Consider the following 20,089-nt stretch of genomic DNA (forward strand, 5'->3'; position numbering starts at 1 on the left):
CCTTCATGACAAGTCCGCTGTGGTGCCCCCAACGGGATTCGAACCCGTGCTACCGCCTTGAAAGGGCGGCGTCCTAGGCCGCTAGACGATGAGGGCTATCGGCCCGCCTGGGCGCCGCATCGCGGCGCGTCGGGGACGTCTGCAGCATAGGGGATCGTGAGCGGTATGGGCAAAACCCTTCGCCGTCAGGAGGGGGCCGGGCTGGGGATTCAGTGCTTCACCAGATGCCGGCTGACCTCGGCCGTGGTCCGTCCGAGCCCGCCCAGCTCGATCGCGTCCCATGCCTGGAGCTGCCGGGTGTCCCGGTCCAGATAGAGCACCGACGCCTCGATCGGCGCCGGGTACTGGCCCTCCACCGCACGCAGTCCGCTGCCCCCGGTGGAGCCCTCGCGGCGCAGCCGGGTGCCCAGCGGGAGGATCTTCGTGCCCTGGGTGTGCAGATGCCCGCAGAGCGCCAGCGGCACCGTGCCGTCGGTCTCGGCGGCGGCCACCGGTTCGTGCGCCACCGCGATGTCCACCGGGGTGCCCTTGGCCTTCTGGTCCCGCAGCGCCGAGGCGAGCCGGGCGCCCGCGAGCCGCTCCGCCGCGTCACCGCCGGTCGCCTGGGAGCGGTCGGGGGTGAACTGGGGGTCGCCGGTGCCCGCGAAGCGCACCCCGGCGATCGTCTCGGCCCGGCCGTCGTCCAGCACGTGCGCGTTCTTGATGCCCGCCAGGTAGCGCTGGGTGGCGCGCGAGTCGTGGTTGCCCCGGACCCAGACGTACGGCACGCCCAGGTCCTTCACCGGGTCCAGGAAGCCGTTCTCCGCCGAGGTGCCGTGGTCCATGGTGTCGCCGGAGTCGACGATCACGTCCACCTTGTACTGGTCCACCAGCGAGCCGATGATCTTCCACGCGGCCGGGTTGAGGTGGATGTCGGAGACGTGCAGGACCCGGATCGTGGAGGGGTCGGGCTGGTAGGCGGGGAGCGTGGAGGCGACGTCGTACAGCTTGGTCACGTTGGTCACCAGGCGGGCCAGCTCCTGCTGGTAGACGTCGAAGTCGGTGACGATGCTGCGGGCGTTGCCCACCACGGACGGCGCCGAGGAGAGCAGGCCGGAGAACTTCGGCTCCAGCACCGACTTCGGGTTCCAGGTGGCCCACGCCGACACCCCGGAGGCCGCGAGCAGCGCGAGGGCGAGACCGCCGGCCGCGAGCGCGGGGCGCGGGCGGCGGTAGACGGCGAGACCGAGCGCGGTGGCGCCGGTGACGACGGCCACGCACGAGCGCACCGCGAGGCCGAGCGTGCCGCGCTCGACGTCACGGGCCACCTCGTCCTGGAGGCCGGACAGCCGCTCGGGGTGGTCGACCAGCGCCTGTGCGCGTCCCGGGTCGAGCTGGTCCACGTCGACGTCCAGCCGGACGGGCGCGACATGGCTGTCCAGGGTCAGCGCGCCGAGCGGGGAGACGTTGACCTTGGTGCCGCCGCTGAGCGAGGGCCGCAGGGCCATGGTGGTGTCCATCGGGCCGACCGGGGTCCGGACGCTGCCGACGACCAGCAGGCCCAGCCAGGCCCCCACGAGGACGACACCCATCAGGCCGAACGCCCTCAGCCACCGGCCGCTGCCCGGCCGGCGCGGCAGATGCCACCACTTCCGGTCGCGGGGCGGGTCCGGGACGGAAGCGGCGGGGACTTGGGGCATTGGAGCCGTATGCCCGTACGCACGCCCGGATATGCGGGGCGCCCGGTCAGCCCCAGCCCAGTTCGTGCAGACGGGCGTCCTCGATGCCGAAATGGTGGGCGACCTCATGGATGACGGTGACGGCCACCTCGTGGACCACCTCCTCGGCGGTCCCGCAGTACCGCAGGGTGGGGCCCATGTAGATGCTGATGCGGTCCGGGAGGACCCCGGCGTACCACTCGCCGCGCTCGGTGAGCGGGGTGCCCTCGTACAGGCCGAGCAGTTCGGGGTCGTCGGCGGAGGGTTCGTCCTCCACGAAGACGGCCACGTTGTCCATGACCCGCGTCAGTTCCGGCGGGATCCGGTCCAGGGCCTCGCTCACCAGCTCTTCGAACCTGTCGCGTGTCATCTCCAGCACAGGGCCATTGTCGGCCAAACGCGCCGGGAGCGGGGGGTGTACGCGCGGTCCGCCGCGCTCCGGCGGGCTCGGAACGGCCGCGTGTCCTCCTGCGGGCGGCGGGAGTTGGGCAGGGTGCTCCCGTTCCCCGCTGTCGGAGGTGGCCGTCGTGCGCCGCTTGTACGTACCTGTCCGTCTGGTCGTCGCGGTGCTGACCGCGGCCGCCGCCTCCGGCTGTGTGCACGTCGGTGACGACGCGGGCCCCCGCCGTGCCCCGCACTCCGCCGCCCAGCGGGAGGGCGCGGACTCCGGGGGCGGGCCGGTGTCCCGCGGCGGTGGGGTCGAGGCGGACGACGAGGACGAGGGCGACGGCAAGCACGGACGCGGCGGCAAGAAGAAGAAGCACGGGGAGTCGGCCTCCGCCTCGGCGGACGAGCGGGAGCCGCGCGAGGGTTCGGCGGCGCCGTCCAAGCCCGGGCAGACGGTGCGACCCGGGGAGCCGGTGCCGACCGGGGAGCCGACACCGCCCCCGGTGACCTCCGCGCCGCCCGAGCCGCCCGCGTCGACCCCGCCGCCGCCGGACACCGAGCCGCCGTCGGCCGAGCCGTCGTCCTCGGCCCACGAGGACCCCGCCCCGCAGCTCGGCGGACGGGCTCCGATGTGAGTCCCGGAGGGCGCCATACCGGCGCTGACGAGCGGGTTTGCCTTCCGGGGTGGGGGGTGCGTATGGTGGTAGATCGTTTGATCCCATTTGCCCGGCGCCATCGCAGAGCGCGCCGTGTGGCGCGTACTCTCCTTTGCCGTGACGGACCGCATTGAGGCGGTTGTGTTGTGCGAATCACGGAGTTGACGGGCGCGTGCCGAGAGACTCCGGAAGGTTTCGCATTCGCATGTCCGTTTCCATTACTGACCAGTTCGTCGCGCCCGAGGACGGGGACACCCCCGTCGACGAGACGAACGAGGTCACCGCTGTCGTCGAGGCCGACGACACCACCGACACCACCCCCGAGCTCACCTTCGCCGACCTCGGTCTGCCCGAGGGCATCGTGCGCAAGCTCGCGCAGAACGGTGTCACCACCCCGTTCCCGATCCAGGCCGCGACCATCCCGGACGCCCTGGCCCGCAAGGACATCCTCGGCCGCGGCCGCACCGGCTCCGGCAAGACCCTCTCCTTCGGTCTGCCCACCCTGGCCACGCTGGCCGGCGGCCGCACCGAGAAGAAGCGCCCGCGCGCCGTCATCCTGACGCCGACCCGCGAGCTGGCGATGCAGGTCGCCGACGCCCTCCAGCCCTACGGCGACGTGCTCGGCCTGAAGATGAAGGTCGTCTGCGGCGGTACCTCGATGGGCAACCAGATCTACGCCCTCGAGCGCGGCGTCGACGTCCTCGTCGCCACCCCGGGCCGCCTGCGCGACATCATCAACCGCGGCGCCTGCTCGCTGGAGGACGTCCAGATCGCGGTCCTCGACGAGGCCGACCAGATGTCCGACCTGGGCTTCCTGCCCGAGGTCACCGAGCTGCTCGACCAGGTCCCGGCCGGCGGTCAGCGCATGCTGTTCTCCGCGACCATGGAGAACGAGATCTCCACGCTGGTCAAGCGCTACCTGACCAACCCGGTCACGCACGAGGTCGACAGCGCCCAGGGCAACGTCACGACCATGTCGCACCACATCCTCATCGTGAAGCCCAAGGACAAGGCGCCGGTCACCGCCGCGATCGCCTCCCGCAAGGGCCGCACGATCATCTTCGTCCGCACCCAGCTCGGCGCCGACCGCATCGCCGAGCAGCTCCGCGAGTCCGGCGTGAAGGCCGACGCGCTGCACGGCGGCATGACCCAGGGCGCGCGTACGCGGACGCTGGCCGACTTCAAGGACGGCTACGTCAACGCGCTCGTCGCCACCGACGTCGCCGCGCGCGGCATCCACGTCGACGGCATCGACCTGGTCCTCAACGTCGACCCGGCGGGCGACCACAAGGACTACCTGCACCGCTCCGGCCGTACCGCCCGCGCGGGCCGCTCCGGCACCGTCGTCTCGCTGTCGCTGCCGCACCAGCGCCGTCAGATCTTCCGGCTGATGGAGGACGCGGGCGTCGACGCCGCGCGCCACATCATCCAGGGGGCCGGCGCCTTCGAGCCCGAGGTCGCCGAGATCACCGGCGCCCGGTCCATGACCGAGGTGCAGGCCGAGTCCGCGGGCAACGCCGCGCAGCAGGCCGAGCGCGAGGTCGCCGGGCTGGTCAAGGAGCTGGAGCGGGCCCAGCGCCGCGCCGGTGAGCTGCGCGAGGAGGCCGACCGCCTGGTGGCGCGGGTCGCCCGCGAGCGTGGCGAGGACCCGGAGGCCGCCGTGGCCGAGGCGCAGGCTTCGGCCGAGCAGGCCGTGGCCGAGGCGACCGCCGAGGCGGAGCGTCCGGCCGCCCGCGAGACCGAGCGCGACGAGCGCCCGGCGGGCCGCCGTTCCTTCGACCGCGACCGTGGCGAGCGCCGCGACGACCGTGGTGGCCGTGGCTTCGAGCGTCGTGACGACCGTGGCGGCCGTTCCTTCGAGCGCCGCGACGACCGTGGCGGCTTCCGCCGTGACGACCGCGGTGGCGAGCGCCGTCCGTTCAACCAGGACCGGGGCGACCGGGGTTTCGAGCGCCGCGATGACCGCGGTGGCCGTTCCTTCGAGCGCCGTGACGACCGTGGCGGCCGTTCCTTCGAGCGCCGCGACGAGCGTGGCGGCGAGCGTCGTGACGACCGCGGTGGCGAGCGCCGTCCGTTCAACCAGGACCGGGGCGACCGGGGTTTCGAGCGACGTGACGACCGCGGTGGCCGTTCCTTCGAGCGCCGTGACGACCGTGGTGGCTTCCGCCGCGACGACCGTGGCGGTCACCGGGGCAGCGACCGTCCGTTCAACCGTGAGCGCCGCGACGACCGTCCGGGCTTCCGCTCCGGCGGCCACGAGCGTCCCTACGGCCGCCGTGACGAGCACCGCGGCACCGGCGGCTCGTCCTCCTTCGGCCGGCGCGACGACAAGCCCCGCTGGAAGCGCAACGGCTGACACCCAGTGAGCTGACGAAGGGCCCGTACGGATCTCCGTACGGGCCCTTCGGGTTTCCCGGTGATGTCCTGGTGGTTTCCGGCCATCGAGTGGCGCATGTCACGTCTGCGCCCAGGGAATTGCTGGGGGCATGACAGACGACACGAAAGTCAGCGGGGAGTCCGGCGGCCTGTCCGACGAGGAGCGACTCGCCCAGCTCGGCTACACCCAGGTCCTGGCCCGCCGGATGTCGGCGTTCTCCAACTACGCCGTCTCCTTCACGATCATCTCGGTGCTGTCCGGCTGCCTCACGCTGTATCTGTTCGGCATGGTGACCGGCGGGCCCGCCGTGATCACCTGGGGCTGGGTGGCCGTCGGCCTGATGACGCTGTTCGTCGGCCTGTCGATGGCCGAGATCTGTTCCGCCTACCCGACCTCGGCCGGGCTGTACTTCTGGGCGCACCGGCTCGCGCCCCCGCGTTCGGCGGCGGCCTGGGCGTGGTTCACCGGGTGGTTCAACGTGCTCGGCCAGGTGGCGGTGACGGCGGGCATCGACTTCGGCGCGGCGTCCTTCCTCGGGGCCTGGCTGAACCTCCAGTTCGGCTTCCGGGTGACGCCCGGCCGTACCGTCCTGCTCTTCGCCGCGATCCTGCTGCTGCACGGCCTGCTGAACACCTTCGGGGTGCGGATCGTCGCCCTGCTGAACAGCGTGAGCGTGTGGTGGCACGTGGGCGGTGTCGCGGTCATCGTCGGTGCGCTCGCCTTCCTGCCCGACCACCACCAGTCGGCGGCCTTCGTGTTCACCCAGTTCGTCAACGAGACGGGCTGGGGCAGTGGCTTCTACGTCGTGCTGCTCGGCCTCCTCATGGCGCAGTACACCTTCACCGGCTACGACGCCTCCGCCCACATGACCGAGGAGACCCACGACGCGGCGACCGCCGGCCCGAAGGGCATCGTCCGCTCCATCTGGACCTCCTGGATCGCGGGCTTCGTCCTGCTGCTGGGCTTCACCTTCGCCATCCAGTCCTACGACGGCGCGCTGAACTCCCCGACCGGCGCGCCCCCGGCGCAGATCCTCCTGGACGCGCTCGGCGCCACGACCGGCAAGCTGCTCCTGCTCGTGGTGATCGGCGCCCAGCTCTTCTGCGGGATGGCCTCGGTGACGGCCAACAGCCGCATGATCTACGCCTTCTCGCGGGACGGGGCGCTCCCGTTCTCCCGCGTCTGGCACACGGTCAGCCCCCGCACCCGGACCCCGGTCGCGGCGGTCTGGCTGGCCGCCCTGGGCGCGCTCGTCCTCGGCCTGCCGTACCTCATCAACTCCACGGCGTACGCGGCCGTGACGTCCATCGCGGTGATCGGGCTCTACATCGCCTACGTCATCCCGACCCTGCTGCGCGTCCGCAAGGGCGCCGCGTTCCAGCGGGGGCCGTGGCACCTGGGCCGCTGGTCGCTCCCGATCGGCGTGGTCTCGGTCGTCTGGGTCGTCCTGATCACGGTCCTCTTCATGCTCCCCCAGGTCTCCCCGGTCACCTGGGAGACCTTCAACTACGCCCCGGTCGCCGTCCTCGTCGTCCTCGGCTTCGCCGCCGCCTGGTGGCTCGCCTCCGCCCGCCACTGGTTCCTCCGCGACTGACCGACGCGGCCGTGTCCCCGATACCCGATCGGAGACACGGCCACCGCCAGCTATGCTCGGACAGGCAACACCGCCCTGGGCCCTTAGCTCAATTGGCAGAGCAGTGGACTTTTAATCCATTGGTTGTGGGTTCGAGTCCCACAGGGCCTACGCGAACGCCCCCAGCTCGACCACGTGTTGAGCTGGGGGCGCGTCCGTTTTGCCCGGTTCCGGCCGCGGGGTGCTCGTCCGTCGCCTCGGGTGTGGACAGCGGTGAGAGGCCCGGACGCGTCCCACCCCATGATCGAAACGTTGCCCTCCCGGTGAATCAATAGCTGTTCCCGCGAACTGAGTTTTCAAGGGAACGCGCCGACAGATTATTTACCGCAATAGCCGGGGTGAGGTTCTTCACCGAACACGGGCCGCTGCGGCGTGCTACTGTCGATCTCAGTTGCAGTTGTGGTTCCCAAAACTTCCTTTGCGGGTGGGGTAATCATCGCGGCGACACGCGGTCCGCACAGTGCGTACCGCGATGCACTGCCCCGAAGGAGATATGACATGGCTACTGGCACCGTGAAGTGGTTCAACGCGGAAAAGGGCTTCGGCTTCATCGAGCAGGACGGCGGCGGCGCCGACGTCTTCGCCCACTACTCGAACATCGCCGCCCAGGGCTTCCGTGAGCTGCTCGAAGGCCAGAAGGTGTCCTTCGACATCGCGCAGGGCCAGAAGGGCCCGACGGCCGAGAACATCGTCCTCGCCTGACGCCGCGCGCACTTTGTAGCTGGGGCCCGCATCCTTCGGGGTGCGGGCCCCAGCTACTTGCATTTTCCGCAGCGCTTTTCCGCTGCGCTCCACCGGCTCATTCTTGCAATTACCCGTGCGGCTCAGTGCTGCGGGAATTCCTTGAGATGTGCCGAATCAAGGAAGGTTCCGCATGAACCGCACACGCACGAACGACCGCTTTAATCGCCCCCGTTACGGGAATAACGGCTCCGGCCGCCGGCCCGCCGCGCTTCAGGGGGAGTTCGCTCTCCCCCGGACGATCACCCCGGCGCTTCCCGCCGTGGAGGATTTCGCCGATCTGGACATGCCACGGGAGTTGCTGGCCGCGCTCGGCTCGCAGGGCGTGACCGTGCCGTTCCCGATCCAGGCCGCGACCCTGCCGAACTCCCTCGCGGGCCGGGACGTGTTGGGCCGTGGCCGCACCGGTTCCGGCAAGACCCTCGCCTTCGGGCTCGCGCTGCTGGCCCGGACCGCCGGGCGGCGCGCCGAGGCCCGGCAGCCGCTGGGGCTGGTCCTCGTACCGACGCGTGAGCTGGCGCAGCAGGTCACCGACGCGCTCGCCCCGTACGCCCGTTCCGTGAAGCTGCGGCTGGCCACGGTCGTGGGCGGCATGTCGATCGGCCGGCAGGCGAGCGCGCTGCGCGGTGGCGCCGAGGTCGTCGTCGCCACGCCGGGGCGCCTCAAGGACCTCATCGACCGGGGCGAATGCCGGCTGGACCAGGTCTGTGTCACCGTCCTCGACGAGGCCGACCAGATGGCCGACATGGGGTTCATGCCCCAGGTCACGGCCCTCCTCGACCAGGTGCGCCCGGACGGTCAGCGCATGCTGTTCTCCGCGACGCTCGACCGCAACGTCGACCTGCTGGTGCGCCGCTACCTCAGCGACCCCGTGGTGCACTCCGTCGACCCCTCGGCCGGGGCGGTCACGACGATGGAGCACCACGTGCTGCACGTCCACGGCGCGGACAAGCACGCGGCCACCACCGAGATCGCCGCCCGTGACGGCCGCGTGATCATGTTCCTCGACACCAAGCACGCCGTCGACCGCCTCACCGAGCACCTGCTGAGCAGCGGGGTACGGGCCGCGGCCCTGCACGGCGGGAAGTCGCAGCCGCAGCGCACCCGCACCCTGGCGCAGTTCAAGACCGGGCACGTCAACGTGCTGGTGGCGACCAATGTCGCGGCGCGTGGCATCCACGTCGACAACCTCGACCTCGTCGTCAACGTCGATCCTCCGACCGACCACAAGGACTACCTCCACCGCGGCGGCCGCACCGCCCGCGCGGGCGAGTCCGGCAGCGTCGTCACCCTGGTCACCCCGAGCCAGCGCCGCGGCATGACCCGCCTCATGTCGGACGCCGGAATCCGGCCGCAGACCACCCAGGTCCGCTCGGGCGACGAGACCCTCAGCCGGATCACCGGAGCCCAAGCCCCGACCGGCATCCCGGTCGTCATCACCGCACCGGTGGCCGAACGCCCCAAGAAGCGCAGGGCCCCCTCACGCGGCCGGCGCCGCCCCGTCCCGGCGGCCCGTCGCGCACCCGGACGGCAGTCCGCCGACGGCACGGCAGCATAGGACCCTGGTGCTGAACCACGTCACCGAGGTCGGCCCCGTCTTCCCTTCTCCCTGTGAGGCATCATGCGCTGTGTCATCGCACGTTTCCCGTTCGAACTGACCAAGAACGGCGTGCTGGAATCGATGAAGGGCGTCAAGCCCGAGCCGGTCACCGCCGAGTCCGTGATCATCGGCCGCCGCCACTACCCCGCCAAGCAGGTCGGCGAGGTCATCACCCGTCAGGACCGGCGCGATTTCAGCGCCGGTGAGGTGCTGCGGGCCATGGCCCGGCTCGGCTTCACCTGCCGCACGGTTCCCGAGGCCGCCCCCGCACCTGCCGAAAGCCCGCTGGACCGGGCGTCCGCGATGCTCGGCAGTTCCCTGACCGTCTGACCGGCGGGAGGGGCGCGAGCCCACCAACACACTGAGGGCCCGACCGGCGCGCGCCGGTCGGGCCCTCAGTGTGTTCCGTGCCGTTCCCGGCGCGGGGGCGGGACTGCGGGTCAGTGGTCGGAGTAGCTGAAGTCGCCCATGGTCCAGGCGGTGACGTCCTCGATGGCGACGCGGTACATCCCGCCCGTCATCGGGATGCCCACGGTGCCCTGAAGGATGCGGGCGACGTGGAAGTGCAGGTGCGTGGGTTTCCCGTCCCGTTTCGCGGGGGCGTCGAAGACGGCGCAGAACTCGCCCAGATGGGTGGAATCCCGCAGCACTTCGGACACCCTTCGCCGCCACATGGCTTCGGGAGCCAGTCGACCGGTGATGACAGCACCACTGGTGACCACGGTGAGGGACATCTGATTGCTCTGCCCGGACTCCACGAGGGCGGCGATGTCAACGATCAGCTCGTCAGGCTTCGGCATAGGACCGGATTCTATGCGCCGGGCCCGGCCGGGCGGCGGGGACCGCCACAGTGGCCACCGGAGGGGAATACCTCTTCGTCGGACACGCGAAAATCTATCGCCGCCGGAGTAGACATTCGAGGGGTGGTTGGTTACGGTTTCTCTCGTAGCCGAGATCGATCAAGGCCCGGCAGACACGAACTGCCGGGCAGCAGTACAGCTATGACAAGTGATCGCTTCAGAGGGAAGAACGGAGGAGTCGAGCGCCATCAGGATCGCCCGGACCGGCAGGACGTGCGTCCGGGTACCGCAGGACATCGATAGGCAGGTGGTCTCCGGTCACGCATCCGCGATCCCCGCACCCCCGTCGGCGTATCGGGCGGCTGTGCGGACACAGAAGGCCGACGCAGTATTAGGGTCGGCAGATGGTTGCAGTTCCTTCGGGGCCTTGGTGCCGTACGGCACCAAGGCCCCTCCACGCGTTCCACAGAGAGGTGAGATGACAGCAGACGAGTCGCTGGGCCGTCTTGAAGACGACGACTACCCCGCCTACACGATGGGCCGGGCCGCCGAACTGATCGGTACCACGCCCGGCTTCCTCCGTGCCCTCGGCGAAGCACGACTGATCACACCACTGCGCTCCGGGGGCGGACACCGCCGCTACTCCCGCTACCAACTGCGGATCGCGGCGCGCGCGCGTGAGCTCGTCGACCAGGGCACCCCGATCGAGGCCGCGTGCCGGATCATCATCCTCGAGGACCAGCTCGAGGAAGCCCAGCGCATCAACGCCGAGTACCGCCGTGCCGGCGCATCGCCCGGCCTGTCTGCCGACGCCTGAGGTGAGCGGGCCCGCCGGTTTCGGCGGGCCCTCAGGCGGTCAGGCGCAGGACCCCGTGGGGCCGGCGGCGGCCTACTTCAGGTACACGATCCCGTCCGTCGTGATGGCCGGACGGCCGGTCGTGGCCCGGACCACGATCTTCAGGGTGTGCTTCGCGCTCGTCGACCAGGTCTTGGTCCACAGGGCGTTGCGGTAGGCCGTGGTCGTGGACTTGAGGTCGGCGGTGGTGAGCTTGGTGCCGTCCACGTAGATGTCCGCCTGGCCCGAGGTCGACGCTCGGGAGACCACCCACGCGACCGAGCGACCCGTGAAGGTCCAGGTCAGGGACGCGTTCTTGGTGCTGCTGCCGAGGGACTTGCCGCCCAGGTAGCTGGCGGAGGACTTGGTGGTCCAGGTGCCGGACCTCGTCGCCGAGGTCTCCTGGAGGATCACCGGAGTGCCCGGGACGGAGGCGCTCGCGGAGTTGCCGAGGGTGTCGTACGCCCGCAGCGTCCAGGCCGTCGCCGCACCGGACTTGGCGGTCTGGGCCGCGCTGGTGACCGTCGGACCGTAGGTCTTGGCGAGCGGGGCGGTGAGGCGGGTCTCCTTCAGGGAGACGTTGTCCGCGGCCTTCCAGCCGAGGGTGAGCGGGACGGCGGTGGTGTTGACCGTGCCGGTCCGCAGGGAGAGGTTCGGCTTGGTGGTGAAGGTGGGCGCGGTGGTGTCGGCGACGACCGTCCGCGTCGCGCTGGTCGCCGTACGGCCCGACTGGTGCACCGCTTTGACCTGCACCTTGTGCGTCCCCGCCGTCAGCGTCAGCTTGGCGGACGTGGCCGAACCCGCGACCGTCGCCGCCGTCTTGCCGTCGACCAGCACCTGGAACGACGAGATCAGCGATGCCGGTGTCGTCGTGGACCAGTTCACCGTGAGCGGGCCGTTGGTGTACGGGGTCGTGCCGACCGTCGCCGTACCGGTGACCGTGCCGAGGGTGAGGCCGGTGACGGGGCCGGCGGCGAGCGTGCGGACGGTGCCGAGCGCGGCGTAGAAGGCGTCACCGGGGCACACCGTGTTGTACCCGTCGCGGTGGCCGTGGATCGCGGGGAGGGTCATCTCCTCGCCCGGCTCCCAGGTCCGGCCGGCGAAGTTCTGCCCGCTGAGCGCGGTGGTGAGGGTGACCGTCGCGTCCGGCTGGACCCCGTACTGGCCCAGCTTCCACGCGGCGAGACGCGCGACCGAGGCCATCGCGGCCATCGGGGGCGGCGAGTCCACGTACGTGCCGAGGACCGCGATGCCGGTCGTCTGCGAGTTGAAGCCGTACGCGTGCGCGCCCACGACCGGCAGGTCCACCCCGCCCTTGCGGCCCTCGTAGATCGTCCCGCACTTGTCGACGACGAAGTTGTAGCCGAGGTCCTTCCAGCCCAGCCCGGTCACGTCGTACGTGTAGACCGCGTTGATGATCGACGGCGCCTCGGCGCAGGTGTAGTCGTTGGTCGAGGCGGTGTGGTGGACCACCACCGCCTTGATCTTGCCGTCGATGTACGTCGGTGCCTCGGGACTGATGGATTCGTCGGCCTTCCACCCCGAGCGCGGGGTGATCGGCGGCCGGGGAACCGTGGAGGGCGGCGCGGTCGGGACGGACGCGGAGGGGGAGGGCGAGGCGGGGTCCGAGGGCGACGCCGACTCGGTGGGCCCGGTGCTCTCGGACGCCGGCGGCGACTCGGCAGGCGGTTCCGTGGACTGCTCCGGCGACGACTCGCCGGCCGACGGCTCGGCGGTGGTCTCCTCCGGCGGCGCGGGCTCGGTGGTGGTGACGTCGGTCGGGTCCGGCGTCCCGGCCGGGGTGTCGGTGGCGACGGGCTCCCCGGTGTCGTCGGGCCCGTCCGCGACGTAGGCCGCGGGCTCGGCGTCACCGCCGGCGCTCTTCCCGCCCGACGTGATCATGTCGAGCCGGAGTCCTGCGGGCAGCTTCGCGGTGGTCTTGCCGTCGACCCGCGCCTCGACGCCGTCCGACAGCCCGACCCACGCGGGCTCTGTGCCGCCGCGCGAAGCGTTCTGCTCGCCTGCGCCCCGGTCGCTGTCCAGCAGCAGCCAGTCGGACCACTTTCCGGAGCCGACGGCCCGCGAGCGCACCTCCACCTTGCCGGCCAGCTTGGCGGAAGGTTTCTCCCAGCTCACTCCGAGCATGCTGAACGGCTTGGTGTCCCGCCGCGCGAGCGTCGCGCCCGCCCCGTCCCCCCGGACGTCCAGCGCGGCCGACCGCACCCGGTCCCGTACCGGCGCGGCGGCGGCCTTCCCGTCGTGCCCGGAGTCCCCGCCGCTCACCCCCTGTACGACCAACGTCCCGCACACGGCCGCCGCGACGACCGCGCCCGTCCCCCACCAACGTGCTCTCATACCGGTTCGGATGCCTTTCCCTACGGTGACTGGTCTTCGGAGCCTTCACTGCTCCCCCACTTACCGGGGGAATTGGTGAAGAAGATGACCAAAGAGGCACCGTAACTGATGCGGTCATGTCATCCGATGGCTTATACAGTTTTTTCCCTGGTCCATACCTGGCCGTGGGTTTCAGCCCCGCAGCGCACGCGCGAGCCGGCCCAGCAGCACGGCGTTGAAGAGACCGGCCAGGGCGGTACCGGCGGTGAAGATCACCGGGCTCAGCCAGCCGTCCACGGGCCCGGACAGCGTGATGGCGAGGATGCTGAGGGGTGCCGTGGCCATGAGCGGCCAGATCCCGGCGAAACCGGCGTCGGGCGAGACGTACACCGCGTAGAGGAAGACCCCGATCGCCGCCGCGACCACGGCGAGGTACCCGCGCGCCGGCCAGTTGTCCACGGCGGGTGCCAGCAGGCTCCGCGCCCGCTGTCGGGGAGGCACGCCGGCGGATCTGGTGGCGAGGGCGCCGAGCGCGGCGGCGTTCCCGAGGGCGCCCAGCAGGAGCAGCCCGACCCAGAAGCCGGTGGCCAGCACCTCCACCGCCAGGCCGCCCTCGGTACCGGGACCGAAGGGGAAGGCCATGCCCAGGAAGGAGAGGGGCGCCGTGAGCGTCATCGGGCCCAGGCCCAGCTCGCTCTCCGGGAAGGCGAACATGGCCACGACGGAAACGGCGAGCACCGCGAGGTAGCCCCGCGAGAGCCAGTTGCCGGTGGCGAGGGTGAAGAGGCGGCGTGGGCGGATGGCGTGCGGCATGGAGGTCTCCTTCTGCTGGGTGACCTCCACAGTGGGCCGAGGGGTGACGCCGGGGATGAGTAGCCGTACTCATCCCTGCCTGGGCAGGGTGCACACCGGTACGGAGTACAAAGGGGGTGCCCGCCCGTAGAGCCCAGAGTCCGGAGACCGCGTCGATGCCCTACCCCCATGTCCTGCTGTCCGCCGCCGTCTCGCTCGACGGATACCTGGACGACACCGGCCCCGAGCGGCTGCTGCTGTCCAGCCCCGCCGACTTCGACCGGGTGGACGAGGTACGGGCCTCGGTGGACGCGATCCTCGTGGGCGCCGGGACCATCCGCGCCGACAACCCCCGCCTCCTGGTCAACTCGCCCGAGCGGCGGGCCGCGCGGGTGGCCGGGGGCAAGGCGGAGTACCCGCTGAAGGTGACCGTGTCCGGGTCCGGCGACCTCGACCCGGCCGCCAACTTCTGGCACACCGGCGCCGAGAAGCTCGTCTACACGACCGACGCGGGGGCGAAGCGGGCCACGGGCCTCCTGGGGGACACCGCCGACGTGGTCCCGCTCGGCGCCGCTCTCGACTGGCGGGCGCTGCTCGCGCATCTGCACGACGTGCGCGGGGTACGGCGGCTGATGGTCGAGGGCGGCGGCACCGTGCACACCCAGCTCCTCCAGCAGGGCCTCGCCGACGAACTCCAACTGGTCCTCGCCCCGCTCTTCGTCGGCGACCCGGCCGCCCCCCGCCTCTTCGGCCCCGGCGCCTACCAGGGCGGCCGGCTGCGGCTGACCGACAGCCGCCGGATCGAGGACGTCGTCCTCATGCGGTACGAGCCCACCGCCCCCGGCACCGGCCCGCTGGACACCGCCGCCGACCGGCACTGGCTGCGCACCGCCTGTGGGCTGGCCGCGCTCTGCCCGCCCTCGGACACGGCCTTCAGCGTGGGCGCCGTCATCGTCGCGGCGGACGGCACCGAGCTGGCGCGCGGACACTCCCGCGAGGGCGGCGACCCGGTGGTCCACGCCGAGGAGGCCGCGCTCGCCAAGCTGGACCCGGCCGACCCGCGCCTGCCCGGCGCCACCGTCTACAGCAGCCTGGAGCCCTGCGCCCACCGCGCCTCCCGGCCCGTCCCGTGCGCCGGGCTGATCCTGGCGGCGGGGGTACGCCGGGTGGTCACCGCCTGGCGCGAGCCGGACACCTTCGTCACCGCGGCCGACGGCGCGGGCGTGCTCGGTGCCGGGGGCGTGGAGGTCGTGACGGTGCCCGAGTACGCCGCTCTCGCACAGGAGCCGAACGCTCACCTTCCGCACTGAGGCCCACGTCACGGCGGGGTGTGTGCGCGGGGCCCCGCGGATGACGTATGCTTGAGACACAACGACGCGGGGTGGAGCAGCTCGGTAGCTCGCTGGGCTCATAACCCAGAGGTCGCAGGTTCAAATCCTGTCCCCGCTACTGAAGACTCAGGGCCGGAATCCAGTAAACGGATTCCGGCCCTGAGTGTTTTCCGGGGCGACTGGTGTTTTTGAGTCACCAGCAAAACTCCTGTGACTCCTGAAGTGCAGTCAACTCGCCCTGTTCGCGCTACTTCTGACCGGTATACACCCCGTCAGAGGGTCAAACGATCAAGCTGAACGGGCTTGGAATCCGGTGCGCGTGTCTATTAACGTTCGATAACGCAGTGCGGTCGTTACAGCCGTCAGCAGAGACGGCGCCGTGCGCACACGCCGAATCCCGCAAGGGAACCGGGGACCCACCAACTTGGGGTGAATCGCGCCCTGTCCGCCGTGCACCGCTCTCGGAGCACGCCGGGTTTACGCGCGTAGGAGACCTTCCTGCTCCGAACCCGTCAGCTAACCCGGTAGGCGGAGGAGGAGAGGAGTGCGCCCGCGTGGCGTCCAACCGGCCTGCCCCACAAGCCCCGTTCGCGCCGGACGCGAGTGAGCCCTTCGCCTACGGCGCCCCCCGCGCGGAAGGCGACGCGTGGGAGGAGTGGAATCCCACCGAGGAGTCCCTGCCCCCCGTACGCGGCCGCCACCGGGTGGCCAAGCAGCGCGGCGGCGGACTCGCCCGCAGCTCCACCGTGCTCGGCGTCGGTGTCATCGCCGCCGTCGGCGCGGGTGGCATGGCGAGCGCCAACACCGGCAAGCCGCCCGTCTCCATCGCGCTGCCCGACCTGCCCTCCGTGGACTCCCTGATCGACGGGCACCACGACACGGAGACGCCCGCCGCCTCCCTCGCCGGTGTCGCCACCGCCACCGCCACGGCCACCGCCGCCGGCGACGACTCCACCGCCGACGCGGGCGAGGCGCTGCGCAGCCGGATCATGGCCCAGGCCGAGCGGCAGCAGAGCAAGGCCGACAGCCGGGCCACCGCGGCCGCCGTCGCCAAGGCCGACCAGCAGGCCGCCGACGCCGCCGCCAAGGCCGCGAAGGAAGCCTCCGTGAAAGCCGCCGCGGCCAAGGAGAAGGCGGAGGCCGACGCCGAGAAGAAGGCCGAGGAGGCCCGTCTCGCCACGCTGGCCAAGCAGTACACGCTGCCGACCTCCTCGTACACGATCACCTCGACCTTCGGGCAGGCCGGCTCGATGTGGTCCTCCGGGTACCACACCGGGCTCGACTTCGCCGCGCCCACCGGCACGCTGATCAAGGCGATCCACAGCGGCACGATCACCGAGGCCGGCTGGGCCGGGGCGTACGGCTACCGCACGATCCTCACCCTGGACGACGGCACCGAGCTGTGGTTCTGCCACCAGTCCTCGATCAGCGTCAGCGCCGGGCAGAAGGTCTCCACCGGCGAGGTCATCGGCCGGGTCGGCGCCACCGGCAACGTCACGGGGCCGCACCTCCACCTGGAGGTCCACCCGGGCGGCCAGCCCACCGGCATCGACCCCGGCGCGTGGCTGCGGGGCAAGGGGCTCAATCCCTGAGGGTTCCTTCCGGGGATTGACCGGGTCCTTGCCCGGAACCGGAATGGACGGGACCCGAGTGATCGTTGAGAAGAGACATGACTGCTTCTCTGCGCAAACTCGGCTCCTCCTCCCTCGAGGTCTTCCCGCTCGCCCTCGGCGGCAACGTCTTCGGCTGGACCGCCGACCGGGACACGTCCTTCGCCGTTCTCGACGCCTACCTCGCCGCGGGCGGCAACTTCGTCGACACCGCTGACTCCTACTCGGCCTGGGTCGAGGGCAACAAGGGCGGTGAGTCCGAGACGCTCATCGGTGAGTGGGTGCGGGCTCGGGGTGTCCGCGACCAGGTGGTCATCGCGACCAAGGTCAGCCAGCACCCCGAGTACAAGGGGCTCGGCGCCGCCAACATCAAGGCCGCCGCCGATGCCTCCCTGCGCCGTCTCGGCACCGATCACATCGATCTCTACTACACCCACTTCGACCAGCCCGAGGTGCCGGTCGAGGAGATCATCGGCGCGCTGGACGAGCTGGTGCGGGCGGGCAAGGTGCGGTACATCGGGGCGTCCAACATCAGCGCCGAGCGGCTGAAGGAGTCCCTGGAGTTCTCCGACCGCGCGGGGCTGGCCCGGTATGTCGCGCTCCAGCCGCACTACAACCTCGTGTCCCGCGACACCTACGAGGGGCCGCTCCAGGACATCGCCGCCCGTGAGGGGCTCTCGGCCGTCCCGTACTTCGCCCTTGCCTCCGGCTTCCTCACCGGCAAGTACCGGCCGGGGGCGACGGTCGAGAGCGCGCGGGCGAGTTCTGCGGCGAAGCACCTGGATTCCGAGCGGGGTCAGAAGGTGCTGGCGGCGCTGGACGAGGTGGCCGCCGCCCACGACACCGCCGTCGCCACCGTCGCCCTCGCCTGGCTCGCCGCCCAGCCGACGGTCGCCGCCCCCATCGCCTCGGCCCGCACGGTGGATCAGCTTCCGGCGCTGTTGGATGTGGCCGAGCTGACGCTGACGCCGGCGGAGCTGGACCGGTTGACGGAGGCGTCTGCCTGAGCGTGGGCGGCTTGCGGGTTCGTCGTGGCTGGTCGCGCAGTTCCCCGCGTCCCTTGGGCAGGCACTCGCCGACGGCGCCTTACCGGTGCCCCTAGGTGCGGTACGGGTTGTAGCCCGCGTAGGGCGGGGCCGGGTGGCCATAGCGTTGCCAGTAGGTGACTGGGGACGGGGGTGGGGCTGTCACCTGGGCCGCGTATTCCAGGGCCGGGCGGGAGGAGGCTCGGGTTCGCCACAGGGCCGTGAGGAGTTCGTGCTCGCGGGTGGCGAAGTCGGGGCCGATGCGACCCGCGCGGGCTCGGTGGCGGAGGAGGGCCAGTTCCGTGGCGGTGGTTTCGTAGTGGACCACCGCCCGGGCGGCCGGTCGGCCGCCGAGGAAACGGCGGGCGTGGTCGCGGGCCAGGCGGCGGGCGCGCAGGGAGCCGAGGGCGAAGGGTTCGGCGGGGGCGAGCCAGCCGGCGTAGACGTACACGGGGAGTTCCTCGCGGGCCACGCGTAGTTCGCGTTGCCGGGAGCGGATCAGCAGCCAGGCCAGCAGGCCGAACGCCGGTGCCATGAAGCCGCCGTAGACGACGAGGAAGCCGAACTGGCCGAAGGCGGCCGAGCCGTTCCACAGGGCGTGCATGCCCATGGCGAGCAGGAGACCGCCCACCGGGAAGAGGACCCGCAGCCGGCGACCACGGGGCAGCGCGGCCAGGCCGAAGCCGATGCCTGTGAACACGGTGAACAGGGGATGCGCGAACGGCGACATCACCCCGCGTACGAAGAAGGTCGCGGCGGTCACGGACACGATGCCCGAGGTGCCGATGGACTGGTCGGTGCCGAAGGCGTTGCCCAGGTAGAGGATGTTCTCGGTGAACGCGAACCCCGTCGCGGTCACCCCGGCTATCGCCGCGCCCCCGACCGGCCCGGTGAAGTCCCGTCTGCGGAAGACGAACACCAGCAGGACGGCGGCGGCCTTCGCGGACTCCTCCACCACCGGCGCGATCACCGTCGCGCCGAGCGTGTCCGCGCCGGAGGGATCGGCGGTCGCGGTGGCGATCCAGTGGGTGGCGAAGCTGTTGGCGACGATGGCGATGAGCGCCGCCGCACAGGCCCCCCACGCGAACGCGAACAGCAGGTTCCGCCAGGGGCCGGGCCGCACGCGGTCCAGCCAGCGGAACGCGGCTGTCAGCCACGGGACGGGCACCACGGCCAGCCCCAGCCCGACGAGGAACCCCTCCGTTCCGGTCTGCCGCCGCACCAGCGCCAGGATCACCACCCCGGACAACGCCAGCAGCCCGGCCAGCGCGCCGTGCCGCACCCACTCCCGCCGCCACCAGACCGGCCGGGGGCCGTCGGTGTGGGGCGGATACGGAGAACTGATGGCCACAGCATCGACCCTAACGGTGACCGGGCCGTACGGCCTCGGGCTTTGCGCCCCGCTGGGCTACGGGTTCTCGTGCGGTACGCGGCGGAAGAGCAGGTCGTTCACCACGTGGCCCTTGTCGAGGCCCTGGCCCTCGAACCGGGTCAGCGGCCGGAACGCGGGGCGCGGGGCGTAGCCGCCTTCGGCGCGGGTGTTCTCGAAGCCGGGGTGCGCGTCGAGCACCTCCAGCATCTGCTCGGCGTACGGCTCCCAGTCCGTCGCGCAGTGCACGATCGCGCCGGGCGCCAGCCGGCTCGCGGCCAGGGTGAGGAACTCGGGCTGGATCAGCCGCCGCTTGTGGTGCCGCTTCTTCGGCCAGGGGTCGGGGAAGTAGACGCGGAGCCCGTCGAGGGAGTCGGGGGTGAGCATCTCCCGCAGCAGGATGATCGCGTCGCCGTTGCCGACCCGGACGTTGGTCAGCCCGCCCTGCTCGGCGAGGTTCAGCAGATTGCCCTGGCCGGGGGTGTGCACGTCGACGGCGAGGATGTTGGTGTCCGGGGCGGCCGCCGCCATCTGCGCGGTGGCCTCGCCCATGCCGAAGCCGATCTCCAGCACGACGGGGCCCGCGTTGCCGAACAGCTCCGCGAGGTCGATGACCCGCTGCCCGTCGATGTCCAGCCCCCACTGCGGCCACAGCCGGGCGAGCGCGTCGGCCTGCCCGGTGGTGACCCGGCTGCGCCGGGGCTGGAAGCTGCGGATGCGCCGCTCGAAGTGCGATCCGGCGGGGTCGGGCTGCGGCCCGTCCGGAAACCGGGGCTCGCCCTTGCTCCGGGAGGTCCGCGCGGACGGCCCGGCCTCGGCGGGCCGGATGGCTTCGGGGGTGTTCACGGAGTCAGACACAGTGATTCCGATTTTAGGCGCTCCCCCGACCCGCACCCGGCCGC

Annotated in this window: 17 protein-coding genes, 3 tRNA genes and 1 riboswitch; of the genes, 12 read left to right on the plus strand and 8 right to left on the minus strand. The window is 71.4% G+C overall.

The genetic code is table 11. From position 1 onward, the window contains the following. Positions 1–20: 20 nt before the first annotated feature. The 3 genes from OG448_RS16260 to OG448_RS16270 all read right to left on the minus strand — a co-directional run bounded on the left by OG448_RS16260 (position 21) and on the right by OG448_RS16270 (position 2,076). Positions 21–96 (minus strand) — tRNA-Glu (locus OG448_RS16260). Positions 97–209: 113 nt separating this feature from the next. Next, positions 210–1,679, minus strand: coding sequence for a metallophosphoesterase (locus OG448_RS16265; protein WP_405554585.1), 1,470 nt, complete (start codon positions 1,677–1,679; stop codon positions 210–212). Positions 1,680–1,725: 46 nt separating this feature from the next. Next, a complete protein-coding gene (locus OG448_RS16270; protein ID WP_161203442.1) occupies positions 1,726–2,076 on the minus strand; it encodes a metallopeptidase family protein in 351 nt (116 codons plus the stop codon). A gap of 148 nt (positions 2,077–2,224) precedes the next feature. Here OG448_RS16270 and OG448_RS16275 point away from each other — a divergent pair, with 148 nt between their 5' ends. The 7 genes from OG448_RS16275 (at position 2,225) to OG448_RS16305 (ending at position 9,421) form a co-directional block, all read left to right on the plus strand. Then, complete coding sequence (locus OG448_RS16275; protein ID WP_405554587.1) at positions 2,225–2,719, plus strand: hypothetical protein; 495 nt, start codon at positions 2,225–2,227, stop codon at positions 2,717–2,719. A gap of 226 nt (positions 2,720–2,945) precedes the next feature. Further along, on the plus strand, positions 2,946–5,096 hold the full coding sequence (locus tag OG448_RS16280) for a DEAD/DEAH box helicase (protein ID WP_405554589.1): 2,151 nt from the start codon (positions 2,946–2,948) through the stop codon (positions 5,094–5,096). A 130-nt stretch (positions 5,097–5,226) separates the two neighbouring features. Further along, positions 5,227–6,711, plus strand: coding sequence for an amino acid permease (locus tag OG448_RS16285; protein WP_405554591.1), 1,485 nt, complete (start codon positions 5,227–5,229; stop codon positions 6,709–6,711). 77 nt (positions 6,712–6,788) lie between these two features. Then, positions 6,789–6,861, plus strand: a tRNA-Lys gene (locus tag OG448_RS16290). Positions 6,862–7,248: 387 nt separating this feature from the next. Further along, a complete protein-coding gene (locus tag OG448_RS16295; protein WP_030039020.1) occupies positions 7,249–7,452 on the plus strand; it encodes a cold-shock protein in 204 nt (67 codons plus the stop codon). Between the two features lie 172 nt (positions 7,453–7,624). Continuing rightward, on the plus strand, positions 7,625–9,049 hold the full coding sequence (locus OG448_RS16300; RefSeq protein ID WP_405554592.1) for a DEAD/DEAH box helicase: 1,425 nt from the start codon (positions 7,625–7,627) through the stop codon (positions 9,047–9,049). 63 nt (positions 9,050–9,112) lie between these two features. Further along, the gene (locus tag OG448_RS16305; RefSeq protein ID WP_405554594.1) at positions 9,113–9,421 is read left to right on the plus strand and encodes an SCO5918 family protein; all 309 of its coding nucleotides are present in this window, start codon (positions 9,113–9,115) and stop codon (positions 9,419–9,421) included. Positions 9,422–9,531: 110 nt separating this feature from the next. Here the strand turns inward: OG448_RS16305 and OG448_RS16310 are convergent, their stop codons facing one another. Further along, on the minus strand, positions 9,532–9,891 hold the full coding sequence (locus OG448_RS16310) for a hypothetical protein (protein ID WP_405554596.1): 360 nt from the start codon (positions 9,889–9,891) through the stop codon (positions 9,532–9,534). A gap of 478 nt (positions 9,892–10,369) precedes the next feature. Between OG448_RS16310 and OG448_RS16315 the strand changes: the two genes are divergently transcribed. Beyond that, positions 10,370–10,708, plus strand: a complete 339-nt coding sequence (locus tag OG448_RS16315; protein ID WP_405554598.1) for a MerR family transcriptional regulator — start codon at positions 10,370–10,372, stop codon at positions 10,706–10,708. A 72-nt stretch (positions 10,709–10,780) separates the two neighbouring features. Here the strand turns inward: OG448_RS16315 and OG448_RS16320 are convergent, their stop codons facing one another. Both OG448_RS16320 and OG448_RS16325 read right to left on the minus strand, forming a co-directional pair. Beyond that, positions 10,781–13,081, minus strand: coding sequence for an N-acetylmuramoyl-L-alanine amidase (locus OG448_RS16320; protein WP_405554600.1), 2,301 nt, complete (start codon positions 13,079–13,081; stop codon positions 10,781–10,783). 171 nt (positions 13,082–13,252) lie between these two features. Then, positions 13,253–13,873, minus strand: a complete 621-nt coding sequence (locus tag OG448_RS16325; protein WP_405554601.1) for an SCO4225 family membrane protein — start codon at positions 13,871–13,873, stop codon at positions 13,253–13,255. Between the two features lie 155 nt (positions 13,874–14,028). Here OG448_RS16325 and OG448_RS16330 point away from each other — a divergent pair, with 155 nt between their 5' ends. The 4 genes from OG448_RS16330 (at position 14,029) to OG448_RS16345 (ending at position 17,800) form a co-directional block, all read left to right on the plus strand. Further along, entirely contained in the window at positions 14,029–15,162 is a 1,134-nt protein-coding gene (locus tag OG448_RS16330; RefSeq protein WP_405554603.1) for a dihydrofolate reductase family protein, read from the plus strand. Positions 15,163–15,227: 65 nt separating this feature from the next. Then, a tRNA-Met gene (locus tag OG448_RS16335) sits at positions 15,228–15,301 on the plus strand. A 260-nt stretch (positions 15,302–15,561) separates the two neighbouring features. Further along, a riboswitch (cyclic di-AMP (ydaO/yuaA leader) is annotated at positions 15,562–15,730 on the plus strand. A 7-nt stretch (positions 15,731–15,737) separates the two neighbouring features. Beyond that, positions 15,738–16,775: a M23 family metallopeptidase gene (locus OG448_RS16340; protein WP_405554604.1), complete on the plus strand. Its 1,038-nt coding sequence runs from the start codon at positions 15,738–15,740 to the stop codon at positions 16,773–16,775. A 77-nt stretch (positions 16,776–16,852) separates the two neighbouring features. After that, positions 16,853–17,800 carry an aldo/keto reductase gene (locus OG448_RS16345; RefSeq protein ID WP_405554606.1) on the plus strand — a complete coding sequence of 316 codons (948 nt, stop codon included), beginning with the start codon at positions 16,853–16,855 and terminating at the stop codon, positions 17,798–17,800. Between the two features lie 91 nt (positions 17,801–17,891). Here OG448_RS16345 and OG448_RS16350 read toward each other — a convergent pair whose 3' ends face one another. Next, complete coding sequence (locus OG448_RS16350) at positions 17,892–19,169, minus strand: PrsW family intramembrane metalloprotease (protein ID WP_405554608.1); 1,278 nt, start codon at positions 19,167–19,169, stop codon at positions 17,892–17,894. A gap of 57 nt (positions 19,170–19,226) precedes the next feature. Continuing rightward, a complete protein-coding gene (gene trmB, locus OG448_RS16355; protein WP_405554610.1) occupies positions 19,227–20,045 on the minus strand; it encodes a tRNA (guanosine(46)-N7)-methyltransferase TrmB in 819 nt (272 codons plus the stop codon). Positions 20,046–20,089: the final 44 nt, after the last annotated feature.

It is taken from the genome of Streptomyces sp. NBC_01171, from assembly GCF_045039805.1.
GTDB lineage: Bacteria > Actinomycetota > Actinomycetes > Streptomycetales > Streptomycetaceae > Streptomyces.